Source organism: Pseudonocardia sp. OZ21, assembly GCF_059359135.1.
The window spans coordinates 49,267-64,280 of sequence record NZ_JCADBN010000010.1 but is presented as its reverse complement, the minus strand read 5'-3'; the positions used below and the strand labels follow the sequence as shown (position 1 = coordinate 64,280).

The following is a 15,014-nucleotide window of genomic DNA, read 5'->3' as shown; positions in this document are numbered from 1 at the left end:
CTCATGGGTACGCGCCATGCTGTCCGGTCCTGTCGCCGCACCGCCGACCCCGTGCGGATCGACCGGCTCGGGACGATCGACTACGTGTCCGCCTGGGACATCCAGCGGGAGAACGCCACCGCCCGCCGCGACGGCACCGGGCCGGACGTGCTGATGCTGCTCGAGCACCCGTCCGTCTACACGGCGGGCAGGCGCACCCGGCCCGAGGACCGCCCCACCGACGGCAGTCCGGTGGTCGACGTCGACCGCGGCGGCCGGATCACCTGGCACGGCCCGGGCCAGCTCGTCGGCTACCCCATCGTGGCGCTGACCGAGCCGCTCGACGTCGTCGACTTCGTGCGGCGGCTGGAGGAGGCGCTGATCCGCGTGGCGCACGACCTCGGAGTCACCGCAGCGGGCCGTATCGAGGGCCGCAGCGGCGTCTGGCTGCCCGCCGACGACCTCCGCCCGGAGCGCAAGATCGGCGCGATCGGTGTGCGGGTGCAGGGCGGGGTCACCCAGCACGGCTTCTCGCTGAACTGCGACCCCGACCTTGCCGAGTTCGACCGGATCGTGCCCTGCGGCATCACCGACGCCGGCGTCAGCTCGCTGTCGGTGGAGCTGGGCAGGCGCGTCGGTGTGGACGACGTGCGCGAGATGGCGGCCGACGCGGTGCTCGCCGCGCTGGACGGGACGTTGCCGGTTGCCGAGCACGTGGTGCCGAGGGTGGCCGAGCCCGCCGGGCTGGACCTGCAGCTGCACCCGTCGCTGCGCTGACCTGAGTCATTCGGAGCGGTCGGGCGGCTCCGGGGTGGTGTCGGCCTTCGCCCGCCGGGCGTGGTGTCCCCCCACCCCGAACGCGACGCCGAGCGCGGCTCCGATCGCGATCCCGAAGGCGACGTTGTCGACGACCATGCCGATCGGGAGCCCCGTCGCGATTCCGAGCGCGATGCCGGTACCTGGGGACACAGCCCACTTCTTGCCCGGTTCGTCCTGCATGCCCGCACCGTACCGGTAATCATGCCATCCCTGATACGGTTCTCCGTAATTTCGACATCGCGGAGGACCGATGACTCTCAGCCGTCGCCAGCTGATCGTCACCACCACCCTGCTGGCAGTGGGCACGGCCTGCACGCCGGCTCCCCCGTCGCCGACGGCGCCTGCGCCGGACCGGTCGATCGACAGCGCCGACGCGTTGGTCGCCTGGATCGCCGCGCACCCGGCCGCCGCCTCCGTGCTCGTGGACGACGGGCGCGGTCGTCGCGTGACGCATCTCGCCGACCGGCCACGGCCGCTGGCCTCGGCGGCCAAGGTCGTACACCTCACGGCCTACGCCCAGGCGGTGGTGGCCGGACGACTCGACCCCGACGCCCGGGTGTCCGTGGCGGAGTGGGAGCGCTGGTACGTGCCGGGCACCGACGGCTTCGCCCACCGGCAGGCGCTGCAGGTGCTGGGAGCCGGTCCCGACGACACGGTGCGCTGGGACGACCTGGTTGCCGTGATGATCGCCGCCAGCGACAGCGCCGTTCCCGACCTGCTCCGCGAGACCCTCGGCGACGACGCCCTCGTGGCGGCCGCGGCAGCGGGCGGCTGGACCGCACCCGACCTCCCCAGCTTCGGCGGGGAAGGGCTCCTCACCCCCGACATGTTCACCGGCGACCGGCCGCCCGGCCCCGCGGACCGGCGCGCCGCCACCGTCGCGGCGCTGCGTCGGTATGCGGGCGATCCCGCGTGGCGCGCCGCCGTCGCGCAGCAGGCCGCGGCGCTCGAGGCCGCAGCCCAGAACCCGGCAGCCCAGAACCCGACTGTCTCCCCGGCCGCGGACCCGGCGCTGGACCGGCTGCTGGAGTGGTGCGACGGCGGCCCAGCCGGCACCGTCGCACAGCTCGCCGGGATGCACCGCGCCGCCGCGACGGACGGGTTCGGGGCAGAGGTCGCCGCGATCGTGCGCGGGCACCTGGAGCGCCCGCTGGCCGACCGTCTTCCCCCCGGGGTGCTCGGCGCAGGACAGAAGGGCGGGAGCCTGCCGGGGATCCTCACCAACGCCGTGACGGTCCGCCGCGCCGACGGCACCGTGGGCGTGGCCGTGGTCGCGCTGTCCGGGATGCCGTTGCCTGCCTACCAGCAGGCACTCGCCGCGGGGGCACCGCTGCTGCTCAGCCAGCAGGTGCTGCTCGACGACGCCTTGCTCACGCGGCTCGGCGCGGCCGTCGGAGCCCGGTGACCGACGGCGTGCATGCTGACGGTGTGCACGCAGACGCCGACCTTCCGCAGCGACTCGCCGACCTGGAACGACGGGTGGCGGCGCTGGAGGCAGGCCGAGCCGCCGCCGGACCCGCGGAAGAGCGGGGCCCGAGCGGGGCAGGGGTCGTCCGGTACTCGGGAGACGTGCATCTCCACGGCGACATCACGTGGGAGATCGCACTCGACGCCCGGACTGCGCTCGACCTCGACGACGAGCCCAGGGTCGCCGTGCTCGCGGCCCTCGGTCATCCGGCGCGGGCCCGGATCGCCCGCATCCTGCTCGCCGACGGCGCGCTCGGCACGGCGGCCCTGCAGCAGGGCGCCGGGCTCGCCTCCACCGGGCAGCTCTACCACCACCTGCGCTCGCTCACCCACTGCGGGCTGGTGGAACAGGACGGCCGGGGGTCCTACCGGATCGCCCCCCCGGCGGTCGTCCCGGTCCTGGTGCTGCTGGCCGCGGCCGCCGACGTGGCGGGGCAGCTCCGGTAGGTCGCCCGGCGACGCCTCAGTGCAGCTGCGGAGCGACCTCCGACGCGATGAGCTCGATCTGCTCGATGTCGCCGAGGTCGAGCAGCTGCAGGTAGATCCGGGTGATGCCGGTCTTCTCCTGCCACTGCCCGAGCCGGTCGACGATCTCGGAGACCGTGCCGGCCAGCCCGTCCGCCCTCAGCTCGTCGACCTTGCGGCCGATCGCCTGGCACCGGGCGGCCACCTCGGCGTCGTCGCGGCCGACGGCGATCGTGTTCGCGACGGAGTAGACCAGCTCGGCCGGGTCACGCCCGATCTCCCGGCAGGCCTCGCCGACCCGCTCGAACTGGGTGGCGGTGACCTCCGGTGAGCTGAAGGCGACGTTGAACTCCGTGGCGAACCGGGCGGCGAGCGCGGGGGTGCGTTTCGGGCCGTGGCCACCGACGATGACCGGAACGTGCGGCTGCTGCACCGGCTTCGGCAGCGCCGGGGAGTCCGTGACCGTGTAGTGCGAGCCTGCGAAGGAGTAGCGATCTCCCGGGAGCGTCCGCCACAGCCCGGTGATCACCTCCAGCTGCTCCTCGAGGACGTCGAACCGGTCCCGGACGCCGGGGAACGGGATGCCGTACGCGGCGTGTTCGGTCTCGAACCAGCCGGCGCCCAAGCCCAGCTCGACGCGGCCTCCGGACATCTGGTCGACCTGCGCCACGGCGATCGCCAGCGGCCCGGGGAGCCGGAACGTCGCCGAGTTGACGAGCGTGCCCAGGCGGATCCGCGACGTCTCGCGGGCCAGCCCGGCGAGGGTGATCCACGCGTCGGTCGGGCCGGGCTCACCGGAGACCTCGCCCATCTTCAGGTAGTGGTCGGACCGGAAGAACGCGTCGTAGCCCGCGTCCTCGGTGGCCTTGGCGACGCGCAGCAGGTCGTCGTAGATCGCGCCCTGCTGGGGCTCGGTGAAGATCCTGAGGTCCATGCGGAAACGCTAACCCGTGCCCCGAGGGACCCGCCGCGGGCGCCGACCGGCGCCGCCGCAGGTCACATCCGACGGGATCGCCCCGGTGCCCCGCGGCGTAGCCTGACGTTCGTGACGATCGCACCCGAGGGTCGCAAGCTCCTGCGTCTCGAGGTCCGCAACAGCGAGACCCCGATCGAGCGCAAGCCGCCGTGGATCCGCACCCGAGCGCGTACCGGCCCGCAGTACACCGAGCTGAAGAGCCTCGTGCGTTCCGGCGGCCTGCACACGGTGTGCGAGGAAGCCGGCTGCCCCAACATCTACGAGTGCTGGGAGGACCGCGAGGCCACGTTCCTCATCGGCGGGGAGCAGTGCACGCGGCGGTGCGACTTCTGCCAGATCGACACCGGTAAGCCCGCCGACCTCGACCGCGACGAACCGCGCCGGGTGGCCGAGTCGGTGCGCACCATGGGTCTGCGGTACTCCACGGTCACCGGCGTCGCGCGCGACGACCTGCCCGACGGCGGTGCGTGGCTCTACGCCGAGACGGTCCGGCAGATCCACGATCTCAACCCGGGCACCGGCGTCGAGCTGCTGATCCCGGACTTCAACTCCCGCGACGACCAGCTCGGCGAGGTGTTCGGTTCCCGTCCCGAGGTGCTCGCGCACAACCTGGAGACGGTGCCGCGGATCTTCAAGCGGATCCGTCCCGCGTTCCGCTACGAGCGGTCCCTCGAGGTGATCACCAAGGCCCGTGCTGCGGGGCTGGTCACCAAGTCCAACCTCATCCTGGGCATGGGCGAGACACCGGAGGAGGTCGTCTCCGCACTGCGCGACCTGCACGACGCCGGGTGCGAGATCATCACGATCACGCAGTACCTGCGGCCCTCGGCCCGCCACCACCCGGTCGAGCGGTGGGTGAAGCCGGAGGAGTTCGTGGAGCACTCCGCCTCGGCGGAGCAGCTGGGGTTCGCCGGGGTGATGGCCGGTCCGCTGGTGCGCTCGTCGTACCGGGCCGGTCGGCTCTACGCCCAGGCCGTGGCGCGCCGGGGCGAGGAGCTTCCCGAGGGTTTGGCCCACCTGGCCACCGAGGGCGCCGCCGCCCAGGAGGCACGCTCCCTGCTGGCCCGCTGAAACCCCGGGACCCCCACGCGGACACCGCTGCGGTGAGCGGTGCGGATCTGCCCGCGATCACCGCTGGGCGACCCGTATCCTGAGCCGTATGGCCGGTAAGCCCGACAAAGCAGCGAAGCAGGAAGCCAGGCGCGCCAAGCGCGCGGCATCGAAGGCGCGCCGCAAGCAGATCTTCGAGGCGTTCAAGATGCAGCGCCGGGAGGACAAGGCGCTCATCCCCTGGATGGTCGGCGTCTTCCTGCTCGCGGTGGTCGTCGTCTTCGGCGTCGGGCTGATCTTCAACCTGCACTGGATCCTGCTGCCGGTCGGCATCGCGATCGGCGTGCTGGCGGCCATCAGCATCTTCGGCAGGCGGGTGCAGCGGTCGGTCTACACGAAGGCCGACGGCCAGCCCGGGGCCGCAGGCTGGGCGCTGGACAACATGCGCGGCCAGTGGCGGGTCACCGCGGGCATCGCCGGCACCACCCACCTCGACGCCGTGCACCGGGTGATCGGCCGTCCCGGCATCATCCTCGTCGCCGAGGGCGCCCCGCACCGCGTGAAGAGCCTGCTCGCGCAGGAGAAGAAGCGCACCGCGCGGGTGGCGGGCAACACCCCGATCTACGACGTGGTCGTGGGCAACGAAGACGGCATGGTGCCGCTGAAGCAGTTGCAGCGCCACATCATGAAGCTGCCGCGCAACATCAGCGCGAAGGACATGGAGTCCCTCGAGGCACGGCTCGCCGCGCTGGGCTCGCGCGCCGCTGCGATGCCGAAGGGGCCGATGCCGGCCGGGGCGAAGATGCGCAGCGTGCAGCGCACCGTCCGGCGCCGCTGAGCCGCATCACGGTTCCAGGGCCAGCGACACCCGGGTGACGAGCTCGTCGGGGGCCACGGTGCCCGGGTCGGTCAGGTAGGTCTCGGTCACCGGTCCTCTGGGCAGGTGCCCGCGCTCGCGAACGTGCTCCAGTAACGCCGCGTAGGCCAACGGCAGCTCCTCGTAGGGGCCGACGTGCAGCGTCGCGGCCCACGGACCGCCGGGTAGTGCCACGGTCACCTCGGACGCTCCGGGTGGCGCCGGCACCCCGACGGACGCGTCGAACTCGTCCACCAGGTCCAGCGGGAAGACCCCGACCAGCGGTTCGCGCCCGTTCCCCGCGCCGGTCCGCAGCACGGCTGCGCAGAGTGCCGCGGCGTCGACGTCGAGCGCGTCGGCCCGGACCCGCCCGGTCAGGCCGACCAGCCGCACCGGCGCGCGCTCGGCGATCCCGACGTCGTAGCGCACCCGCTGCGGCGCCAGCAGGAGCGAGTCGAGAGAACGCAGCACCTGCTCGCGCCGGGCCAGTTCGGCCGCCACGCGCTCGCGCTGGGCGGCGAGCACGGCCGTCACGGTCCTCTCGTTCGGTGCGTCCAGCACCTCGCGCACCGCGGGCAGGGGCACGTCGAGGCCCCGCAGCAGCGCGATCGTGGTGGCCGTCCGCACCTGGTCGGAGCGGTAGTAGCGATAGCCCGACCGCGGATCCACCGAGGCCGGGACGAGCAGCCCTTCGGCGTCGTAGTGCCGCACGGCCTTGACCGTGAGACGCGCCAGGCGGGCGAACGCCCCGATCGGCATCAGGGTCATCGGACGACCGCCACCATCAGCCCTGCCTCTGCCCGACCGGCACCTGCAGGACGGTGCGCAGGTCGGCGGGCGGCGTCGGGCCGGGATCGTCGAGGTAGATCTCGGTGTGCGGGCCCGTCGCCACGAGCCCCTGCTCGGCGACGAACGCGGAGAGCGCCTCCAGCGACGGCCCCTCGGCCGCGTACGGGCCCCGGTGCAGCAGGCGGGCCACGCGCTGCTCCGCCTGCCGTCGTAGCTGCACCGAAGCTCCGGACGCGGACGCAGCCGCGGCGACGGAGGCCTCGGACACGCGGGGCGGGGCCGGCACGAGCAGGCGCCAGACCCAGCCGTCGGGAGATGCCAGGTCGAAGGGTGCCCCGTCGTCGGACTCGAGGCTGCCGCCCTGGCTGTAGGTGCCCTCCAGCGGCACGTCCTCATGAGCACCGAGCGCGAGCCGCGTGGCGAACAACGCGCTCACCGCCGCGGTGAAGGACGGGTCCTCCGGGGCGCCCCGGCCGTCGACGACGAGCACGTCACGTGCCGGGAGGTCGACGAGGGCGGGGGTCGTTCCGGTCCGGTCGGGGCTGAGGGTGTCGGCGTCCATGCCGTCGACGCTCCGGTGTCCTGTACGGGGAGGGTCAAGCCCTGGTGCGCACGACGATGGTGCGAGCCGCACGGTCGTGCCAGCCCCGGCCGTCGCCGTCGCGGACGACCGCCGGGATGACCAGCGCGATCAGCGCCGTGCGCAGCAGCGCCCTCGGTATTCCGATGACGGAGGCGGAGTCGATCGAGGCGACCCTGATGCCCAGGAGCGTCATCCCCGCGCTCGCGCCGAACACAGCGACCGGCACGGCCGTGAGCAGGAACCAGATGCCGAGGACCGCCCACGACAGGTTCGGGCCGCCGATCTCGTCCGAGCCCAGGACCAGCAGCGCGATCAGGTAGCCGAGCAGCCAGTCGACGATGAGCGCACCGAGCCGGCGCCCGAACCCGGCCACCGAACTGACCCCGTCGGCGGGGAGGCCGAACCGCTGGCCCGGATGGCCGTCGGCGCCGCGTCCGGGTGGACCCGTGCTCGATCCGGGCATCCAGGACTCGATCCAGCGCGCCATGGCGTCTAGCGTAGGGGCGCGACACCGGAGGGACAGCTTGCCCAGTCCGTTAACCTCCGTGAAACGGCCGAGTGACCGCAGGGCAACAACGCGCCCATAGCGTCGCCAGCGAGAGTGGTCATTCGACCCCCATGCCGTTCGAAGGAGTCATCGAGGGTGTTCAGCAACTCCGAAGAGGTTCTGAGCTTCATCAAGGACGAGAGCGTCGAGTACGTCGACATCAGGTTCTGCGACCTCCCGGGAGTCATGCAGCACCTCACGGTGCCCGCGTCCACGTTCACGCAGGACCTGTTGGACGACGGCATCGCGTTCGACGGATCGTCGGTGCGCGGCTTCCAGGCCATCAACGAGTCCGACATGGCGCTGTTCGCGGACGCCGCCACGGCCCGGCTCGACCCGTTCCGCAAGCACAAGACGCTCAACATCAACTTCTTCGTGCACGACCCGATCACCGGGGAGCCCTACAGCCGCGACCCCCGCAACGTCGCGCGCAAGGCCGAGGAGTACCTGCGCGCCTCGGGCGTGGCCGACACCTGCTTCTTCGGTGCCGAGGCCGAGTTCTACATCTTCGACTCGGTGCGCTTCGGGTCCGACCCGCACCAGCAGTACCACCACATCGACTCCGTCGAGGGCTGGTGGAACACCGGCCGCGAGGAGGTCGGTGGCAACCAGGGCTACAAGGTGCCGTTCAAGGGCGGGTACTTCCCCGTGCCGCCGGTGGACCACTACGCCGACCTGCGTGACGACATCGTCGCCCACATGATGTCCAGCGGCTTCGAGGTCGAGCGGGGCCACCACGAGGTGGGCACCGCGGGCCAGGCCGAGATCAACTACAAGTTCAACACGCTGCTCCACGCGGCCGACGACGTGATGCTGTTCAAGTACCTCGTCAAGAACACGGCATGGGCGGCCGGCAAGACGGCCACCTTCATGCCGAAGCCGCTCTTCGGCGACAACGGCTCGGGCATGCACGCCCACCAGTCGCTGTGGAAGGACGGCCAGCCACTGTTCCACGACGAGTCCGGCTACGGCGGCCTGTCCGACACGGCCCGCTACTACATCGGTGGCCTGCTGCACCACGCCCCGAGCCTGCTGGCGTTCACCAACCCCACGGTGAACTCCTACCACCGCCTGGTGCCGGGCTTCGAGGCTCCGGTCAACCTGGTGTACTCGGCGCGCAACCGGTCGGCCTGTATCCGGATCCCGCTCACGGGCAACAACCCCAAGGCCAAGCGCCTGGAGTTCCGCTGCCCCGACTCGTCGGGCAACCCGTACCTGGCCTTCTCCGCGATGATGATGGCCGGCATGGACGGCATCAAGAACAAGATCGAGCCGGCCGCGCCGATCGACAAGGACCTCTACGAGCTTCCGCCCGAGGAGGCCAAGGACATCGCGCAGGTCCCGGGCAGCCTGAGCGCGGTCATCGACCGGCTCGAGGAGGACCACGAGTACCTGCTCGAGGGTGGCGTCTTCACCCCCGACCTCATCGAGACCTGGATCTCGTACAAGCGGGAGAACGAGATCGACCCGCTGCGACTGCGCCCGCACCCGTACGAGTTCGCGCTCTACTACGACGTCTGATTCAGGCGTTTCGCTGACCATCTAGGCAGCGACAGAACGGCGGTTGACCTGGCAAGACGCCTTCCGGCGCTTGTCAGTGTCCACCGCCGTTTTTCGTGCTCGTGCGCCACGGCGGGTTTGAGGACGGTGGGGTGCAGCCACCCGACCACGCTGCCGCACCGGAACAGCAACCTGCGACAACGAACCACCGTGCCGGTGCACCCACAGGCCCAGGGCGTCAGCGGCGTCCTGCGCGGCCGCTGCCTGATGCATCCGGCGAGTCTCCCGCTGCCACTCCGCCACCTCCAGAACCAGCACCGCGTGAGCACGATGGAGCAGCAGCGGCTGGTCGAGGACCGGCTCCGAGAATTGATCGAGCCCCTCCTGCCCGATCCTCCGCCAGCGCGCGGGCCCGCACTGCCCGCCTGTGGGCCCGGCCCGACGGACCGCGAGGTCGGTCGGGGAGACTGGGGCCAGTACCCGCCCTCCCGACCTGGAGCCTTTAATGCCGCAAGGGACCGTCCGTTGGTTCGACACCGAACGGGGTTTCGGCTTCCTCGCGCCCGAGGACGGCTCGCCGGATGTGTTCGTGCACGCCTCCGAGATCGTCGGGGGCGGCGGCGCGACAGTGCTCCGCGAGGGCCAGGCCGTCGTGTTCGAGGTCGGCGAGAACGACCGCGGGCCCCAGGCGCTGCGCGTTCGCGTCACCGCCGACGCGGCCGCCGACAGCGCCGTGGGCCTGCTCGGCACCGTCTCCTGGTACGAGCCAGGCAAGGGCTACGGCTTCGCCGCGCCCGACGGCGGCGGCGCCGACATCTTCGTGCACAGCTCTGCCATCGTGACCGGCGGCGTGCTCACCGAGGGGCAGCGGGTGGCGTTCCTGGTCGTGGAGGGCGAGCGCGGCCCGCAGGCCGGGCACGTGATCCCGCTGGGGGCGGGGGCCGGCCTGCCCGCTGCGGCCGGCACCACGGGCACCGCGGACGGCACCGACAGTGCTGATGGCACGGTGGCCTGGTACGACGAGGACAAGGGCTTCGGCTTCATCAACCCCGACTCCGGCGCCGGGGACGTCTTCGTCCACGCCCGGGCCCTGGCCGAGGGGCTGACGTGGCTCGCCGAGGGCGACCGCATCGCCTACGAGGTGGCCAGTGGGGACAGGGGTCCGCAGGCCCGCGACGTGCACCTGGTCCGGGGCGCCGAGCACCAGACGGCGCCGCAGCGGTCGGCACCAGCCGTAGGGCCGGTATCGCGGGAGGTGCCAGTACGAGGCGGTGAGGGTGTCGTCGCGCGCTACGACGGCGACCGCGGCTTCGGGTTCATCACCCCGGACGCGGGCGGAGACGATCTCTTCGTCCACGTGTCGGTGGTCATGGGGTCGGGGCCGCTGGAGAAGGGTGACCGGGTCCGGTACGCGGTGCGTCAGAGCGACCGGGGCCCGCAGGCCGACCGCGTCGAACGCCTCTGAAGTCGAACGCCTCTGACGAGGCGGCCCCGCCGACGGCTGATCACTTCCCGACCAGAGTGCTCGTTCATCCCCGTCGATGGTGCCCTCGGCAACGCGGCTGCAGCCTGCTCCAGGAGATCGATCTCCCTCGTGGTGACGGGCGCCCCGTGTCGACCGGACCTCGGCTGTTCGACCGAGAGCCACCAGAACGCACGGTGCGCAAGGCGGCATCCTCGACACCAGCATCCTGATCGCCACCGACGTCAGCCCCATCCCCGGCGAGCTCGCGATCAGCACCATCAGCATCGCCGAACTGCGGTTCGGCGTCCTCGTCGCACCCGAGCACGCGCGCGCCGCCCGCCTGTTCAGGCTCAGCGCCATCCAGCGGCCGCTTCGACCCTCTGCCCGTCGACGACGCCGTCTCCGACAGCTACACCCAGCTCGCCGCCCGCGTCACCGCCGTCGGCCGTCAACCCCGCGCCCGCGTGATGGACCTACTCATCGCCGCTACCGCTCACGCCCACAACGCCACCATCTACACCCGCAATCCGAAGGATCTCGCACGTCTTGAAGACCTCGTCACAATCGCGGTCGTTTGACCCGCCGCGAGCCCTGGCCTGGTTCTCGTGCGCCACAGATGCGCCACGAACAGCCTGTTGATCTCCATGTCCGCAGTTCAGAAGCATGTAGCGTGCTGATCTACGACGTGTGATCCGCAGGTCGCCCTGACCTGCTGAACGACCCCGGAAACGGCGGTTGGCCTGCGAGACGTCCTCGGACGTCGGGCAGCGTCAGCCGCCGTTTCCGTGCTCCCTCAGCACCAGCTTCGCCGAGGTCCACGCCGGAATCCGCGTGCTGCGTGACGTACTCGCACAGGGCACCTGACCCCGAACACCCGACCCGAGACCCACCTTTTCGCCCCCCGAAGGGCGGAAACCCGGATCTCGCACCGATCAAGAAACCCGCGCGGGCGACTCGCGGAGCCGGGACGGGCGACTCGCGGAGCCAGAACGGGCGACTCGCGGGGCCGGGGCGGGCGACTCGCGGGGCCGGGGCGGGCGACTCGCGGGGCCGGGGCGGGCGACTCGCGGGGTGGGTCAGGGGGTGGATGCTCGCGCGCCCCGGCGCGGTGTGGCCCGGTGTTGATCCCGGACAGCGACTCCCGGGGAGTCGACTAGGGAGTTCACCGGCGCGAACGGCCCCGCATCCGGGGCAGGGTGCCCCCATGGAGATTTCAACGGAGGGCCGGGGGCGGACCGCCGGCGTCCGATCCTGCCGGTAGACGCGATGGCACTCTCGCCCAACTTCCACAGCAAACGACGCACCGACGTCGATCCGGCACGGGTTCCGCCCGGCCAGTACGTCACTTCCGGGTTTCCGGTTCTGTCGGCCGGACCGACACCGAAGACAGCACCAGCGGAATGGACCTTCACCGTCCGGGGCGCTGTCGACCGATCCCTGACCTGGACGTGGGAGGAGTTCCGGAGCCTCCCGAGCGAGACGATCACCGTCGACATCCACTGCGTCACGAAGTGGTCGAAACTCGGCACGTCCTGGACCGGCGTCGCACTCGAGACGCTGCTCGGCGACGTTCAGACCGAGGCCCACCACGTGCTCGCCTTCAGCGACGGTGGTTACACGACCAATATGCCCATTACCGACGTTTCGGCCGGCAGAGCGTGGTTGGTGTACGAGTACGACGGCGCACCGCTGGCCCCGGAGCACGGCGGGCCGGTTCGGCTGCTCGTCCCCCACCTCTATTTCTGGAAGAGCGCCAAGTGGGTGCGCGGCGTCGAGCTTCGCAACCAGGACGAGCCGGGTTTCTGGGAGCGGTACGGCTATCACAACTACGGAGACCCATGGCGGGAACAGCGATACACGGGCGACTGAGCTGGCAGGTGGGCACGGTGGTCGAGGCCGTCGAGGAGACGCCGAGCACCAGGACCATCGCGCTTGCGCTGCCGGACTGGCCCGGTCATCGAGCCGGCCAGCACGTTGACATCCGCCTGACCGCCGACGACGGCTACCAGGCGCAGCGTAGCTACTCGATCGCATCAGCCCCGGAGGACGGCCACGTCATGCTGACCATCGAACGGCTGGCCGACGGTGAGGTGTCTCCTTACCTGGTCGACGAGCTCAAGATCGGCGATCAGCTCGAGTTGCGCGGACCGATCGGCGGCTACTTCGTGTGGGAGGCCACCTCCGCCGGTCCGGTGCTGCTCGTCGCCGGAGGCTCGGGCGTCGTGCCGTTCCGTTCGATGTTGCGGCACCACCTGGCGGCAGGTAGCGCAGCGCCGATCCGGCTGCTCTATTCGGCCCGCTCGCAGTCGTCGCTCATCTACCGCGACGAGCTGACGCGCCTGTCCGCGTACCCGGAAACCGACGTCCGCATCACCCTGACCCGTGAGGAGCCAGGCGGCTGGGACGGGCACCGGGGCCGGATCGACCGGGGATTCCTCGATCTGGTGGCGTGGCCAGCTGCTGACCGTCCGTCGGTGTACGTGTGCGGGCCGACCGCTTTCGTGGAGACGGCGGCGGACGCGCTGGTCACGCTCGGCCATGAGCCCGAACGGATAAGAACAGAACGCTTCGGCGGGACGGGGACGTGATGACCGTGTTGGACGGCAACTCGATCGCGGGCGAGCTACGCTCGGCGTTCGGTGTGGAGATGACGATCGCCGTCGGAACCTGCGCGACGTGCGGGGCGAGCAGCCCTCTCGCCGAGTTGCGGGTCTACCTCGACGCGCCCGGCGTCGTAGGCCGTTGTGCGAACTGCGAGCGCGTCCTGCTGGTCATCGTGAGGAGCCACGGGATCGCGTGCGTCGACGTGTCCGGTTTCGCCGCGCTGGATCAACCGACCCGGGTGTGACGCCGCCTGCGGGGCGCCGGTCGCGGCTCAACCCTTGCGAAGATCGGGGGCCGGGGCGCCGACCAGGGACGTGCGCACCCGGTTCCAGACCGTGTGCATCGCCGCCTGGACCGCTCTGGACGTGTGCCCGAGCATGCGCACACCGGCGCCGCACCCGGCCGGCAGCTCGCTGACCCCGGCAAGCACGTCCGGTACCTCCGCAAGCGCCTCACGGAGCAACGTGACGAGGTCGGGCGGTGGCATCCGCGAGCACACCACATAGAGGCCGGCCACGACGTCGTAGCCACCGAGCACGCCCGGCGAGCTCGGGTCGCCGATGTGGCCGGGCCGTAGCCGCATCGTGTCGGCGAACAGCAGCGTGCCGTCGAGGTCACGAGCCTCGGTCTCGGCCCAGCACAGGTCATAGGCGTGCGCCTCGTCATGCGCGACCCTGCCGGGCAGGAGGATCTCACCGAGGATGACCGTCGCGTCCTCGGCTGCCGTGAGGGAGGTCCGCTGGAACAGCCGCGACCCGCGGAACGGCACGACGGGGTCGGGCAGATATTCCAGCACCGCACCGGCACCGACGCGGAGGTTGACCAGCTGTGTCGCGAAGTTGTCCCGGGCGGTGAAGACCTTGGTCGAGGACTGGGTCGTGACGTGCACGGCGGAGCCGGGCGCGCAGTCGATGTCCACCCGGTACCGGTCGCCCTGGACCATCCCGTCGCCTTGCTGCTGCAGGAAGAGGAACGCCATGTCGGGCCGGCCCGGATCCAGATAGATCGGCCGATAGATGTGCAGCGGCGCCCGCTGGTACTGCCGTATCACCTTGGTGCTCCCCGCGCATGGGGCCAGCGCCAGGTCGAGCACTCCCGTCTTCCCCGGGGCCCCGACCGCCAGGCCGTCCAGGACCGTGCCGTCGAAGGTGAGAAGTTCGTCGGGCAGGCCGGTGGGCGTGCACCACGCCACGTCGTCCCGTCGGGTCATCTCGGACCGGCGGCAGGAGCGAACCGGCTGATGACCTCACCGATCCGGTCCATGACCTCGTCGAGCCCGTCGCCGGTGAAGCAGTTGGTGAAGACGAAGGGCCGGCCGTCACGCACAGCGCGGGCGTCCCGGTCCATCACCGACAGATCGGAGCGGACGAGGTCGGCCAGGTCCACCTTGTTGATCACCAGCAGATCGGAGTGGGTGACCCCGGGGCCGCGCTTGCGCGGAATCTTGTCACCCTGCGCGACATCGATCACGAAGATGAAGTAGTCGGCGAGAGCCGCGCTGAACGTCAGCGTCAGGTTGTCGCCGCCCGACTCGACGAGCACGACGTCCGCATCGGTGAAGCGATCGGTCAGTTCGGCGACTGCGTCGAGGTTCATGCTCGGGTCGTCCCGTACCGCGGTGTGCGGACAGGAGCCGGTCTCCACCCCCACGACCCGCTCCGGCGCGAGCACACCGGCGAGCGTGCGTCGCACGTGCTGGGCGTCCTCGCTCGTGAAGATGTCGTTGGTGACGACGAGCGGGCTGTGCCCCGCCGCGATGAGCAGTGGGACCAGGTCCTCGATCAGCGCCGTCTTACCCGAACCGACCGGCCCTCCGATGCCGATCCTGGTGATGCCCGGGGCCCGGACACCGGCGAACCCGGCCATCGGACCGTGGGTGTGGGTGTGGGTGTGTGGCTCCATGTCGCGTGTCCC

The 15,014-nt window shown here is 71.2% G+C and carries 17 protein-coding genes; 10 read left to right on the top strand and 7 right to left on the bottom strand.

Features of this window, described 5'->3' with window-relative positions:
* The first annotated feature begins 3 nt into the window (after positions 1 to 3).
* Complete coding sequence (gene lipB, locus AC5L35_RS22575; RefSeq protein ID WP_495061672.1) at positions 4 to 756, top strand: lipoyl(octanoyl) transferase LipB; 753 nt, start codon at positions 4 to 6, stop codon at positions 754 to 756.
* 6 nt (positions 757 to 762) lie between these two features.
* Here lipB and AC5L35_RS22570 read toward each other — a convergent pair whose 3' ends face one another.
* Positions 763 to 978, bottom strand: a complete 216-nt coding sequence (locus AC5L35_RS22570; RefSeq protein WP_495061671.1) for a glycine zipper domain-containing protein — start codon at positions 976 to 978, stop codon at positions 763 to 765.
* Positions 979 to 1,048: 70 nt separating this feature from the next.
* Between AC5L35_RS22570 and AC5L35_RS22565 the strand changes: the two genes are divergently transcribed.
* Both AC5L35_RS22565 and AC5L35_RS22560 read left to right on the top strand, forming a co-directional pair.
* Positions 1,049 to 2,203, top strand: a complete 1,155-nt coding sequence (locus tag AC5L35_RS22565; protein WP_495061670.1) for a serine hydrolase — start codon at positions 1,049 to 1,051, stop codon at positions 2,201 to 2,203.
* Between the two features lie 23 nt (positions 2,204 to 2,226).
* Complete coding sequence (locus AC5L35_RS22560; RefSeq protein ID WP_495061669.1) at positions 2,227 to 2,712, top strand: ArsR/SmtB family transcription factor; 486 nt, start codon at positions 2,227 to 2,229, stop codon at positions 2,710 to 2,712.
* 16 nt (positions 2,713 to 2,728) lie between these two features.
* Here AC5L35_RS22560 and AC5L35_RS22555 read toward each other — a convergent pair whose 3' ends face one another.
* The gene (locus AC5L35_RS22555) at positions 2,729 to 3,664 is read right to left on the bottom strand and encodes an LLM class F420-dependent oxidoreductase (protein ID WP_495061668.1); all 936 of its coding nucleotides are present in this window, start codon (positions 3,662 to 3,664) and stop codon (positions 2,729 to 2,731) included.
* A 111-nt stretch (positions 3,665 to 3,775) separates the two neighbouring features.
* Between AC5L35_RS22555 and lipA the strand changes: the two genes are divergently transcribed.
* Together lipA and AC5L35_RS22545 are read left to right on the top strand one after the other, a co-directional pair.
* Complete coding sequence (gene lipA / locus AC5L35_RS22550) at positions 3,776 to 4,777, top strand: lipoyl synthase (protein ID WP_495061667.1); 1,002 nt, start codon at positions 3,776 to 3,778, stop codon at positions 4,775 to 4,777.
* 88 nt (positions 4,778 to 4,865) lie between these two features.
* The gene (locus tag AC5L35_RS22545) at positions 4,866 to 5,594 is read left to right on the top strand and encodes a DUF4191 domain-containing protein (RefSeq protein WP_495061666.1); all 729 of its coding nucleotides are present in this window, start codon (positions 4,866 to 4,868) and stop codon (positions 5,592 to 5,594) included.
* A 6-nt stretch (positions 5,595 to 5,600) separates the two neighbouring features.
* Here AC5L35_RS22545 and AC5L35_RS22540 read toward each other — a convergent pair whose 3' ends face one another.
* From AC5L35_RS22540 to AC5L35_RS22530, 3 genes are read right to left on the bottom strand one after another with little or no spacing between them, the layout of a single operon-like run.
* Complete coding sequence (locus AC5L35_RS22540) at positions 5,601 to 6,380, bottom strand: MerR family transcriptional regulator (RefSeq protein ID WP_495061665.1); 780 nt, start codon at positions 6,378 to 6,380, stop codon at positions 5,601 to 5,603.
* 16 nt (positions 6,381 to 6,396) lie between these two features.
* The gene (locus tag AC5L35_RS22535) at positions 6,397 to 6,963 is read right to left on the bottom strand and encodes a GyrI-like domain-containing protein (protein ID WP_495061664.1); all 567 of its coding nucleotides are present in this window, start codon (positions 6,961 to 6,963) and stop codon (positions 6,397 to 6,399) included.
* A gap of 34 nt (positions 6,964 to 6,997) precedes the next feature.
* Entirely contained in the window at positions 6,998 to 7,471 is a 474-nt protein-coding gene (locus tag AC5L35_RS22530) for an RDD family protein (protein WP_495061663.1), read from the bottom strand.
* 156 nt (positions 7,472 to 7,627) lie between these two features.
* Here AC5L35_RS22530 and glnA point away from each other — a divergent pair, with 156 nt between their 5' ends.
* The 5 genes from glnA to AC5L35_RS22505 all read left to right on the top strand — a co-directional run bounded on the left by glnA (position 7,628) and on the right by AC5L35_RS22505 (position 13,344).
* Positions 7,628 to 9,052 (top strand): type I glutamate--ammonia ligase, encoded by a 1,425-nt coding sequence (gene glnA, locus AC5L35_RS22525; protein ID WP_495061662.1) that lies wholly within the window; start codon positions 7,628 to 7,630, stop codon positions 9,050 to 9,052.
* Between the two features lie 484 nt (positions 9,053 to 9,536).
* A complete protein-coding gene (locus tag AC5L35_RS22520) occupies positions 9,537 to 10,496 on the top strand; it encodes a cold-shock protein (RefSeq protein ID WP_495061661.1) in 960 nt (319 codons plus the stop codon).
* A gap of 1,266 nt (positions 10,497 to 11,762) precedes the next feature.
* Positions 11,763 to 12,365 (top strand): sulfite oxidase-like oxidoreductase, encoded by a 603-nt coding sequence (locus AC5L35_RS22515; RefSeq protein ID WP_495061660.1) that lies wholly within the window; start codon positions 11,763 to 11,765, stop codon positions 12,363 to 12,365.
* A complete protein-coding gene (locus AC5L35_RS22510; RefSeq protein ID WP_495061659.1) occupies positions 12,335 to 13,084 on the top strand; it encodes a ferredoxin reductase in 750 nt (249 codons plus the stop codon). Before AC5L35_RS22515 ends, AC5L35_RS22510 begins: the two co-directional genes overlap by 31 nt.
* Complete coding sequence (locus AC5L35_RS22505) at positions 13,084 to 13,344, top strand: DUF6510 family protein (protein WP_495061658.1); 261 nt, start codon at positions 13,084 to 13,086, stop codon at positions 13,342 to 13,344. Before AC5L35_RS22510 ends, AC5L35_RS22505 begins: the two co-directional genes overlap by 1 nt.
* A gap of 27 nt (positions 13,345 to 13,371) precedes the next feature.
* Here AC5L35_RS22505 and AC5L35_RS22500 read toward each other — a convergent pair whose 3' ends face one another.
* Positions 13,372 to 14,310, bottom strand: a complete 939-nt coding sequence (locus AC5L35_RS22500) for an urease accessory protein UreD (protein ID WP_495061657.1) — start codon at positions 14,308 to 14,310, stop codon at positions 13,372 to 13,374.
* A complete protein-coding gene (ureG, locus tag AC5L35_RS22495) occupies positions 14,307 to 15,002 on the bottom strand; it encodes an urease accessory protein UreG (RefSeq protein WP_495061656.1) in 696 nt (231 codons plus the stop codon). Before ureG ends, AC5L35_RS22500 begins: the two co-directional genes overlap by 4 nt.
* Positions 15,003 to 15,014 lie beyond the last annotated feature (12 nt).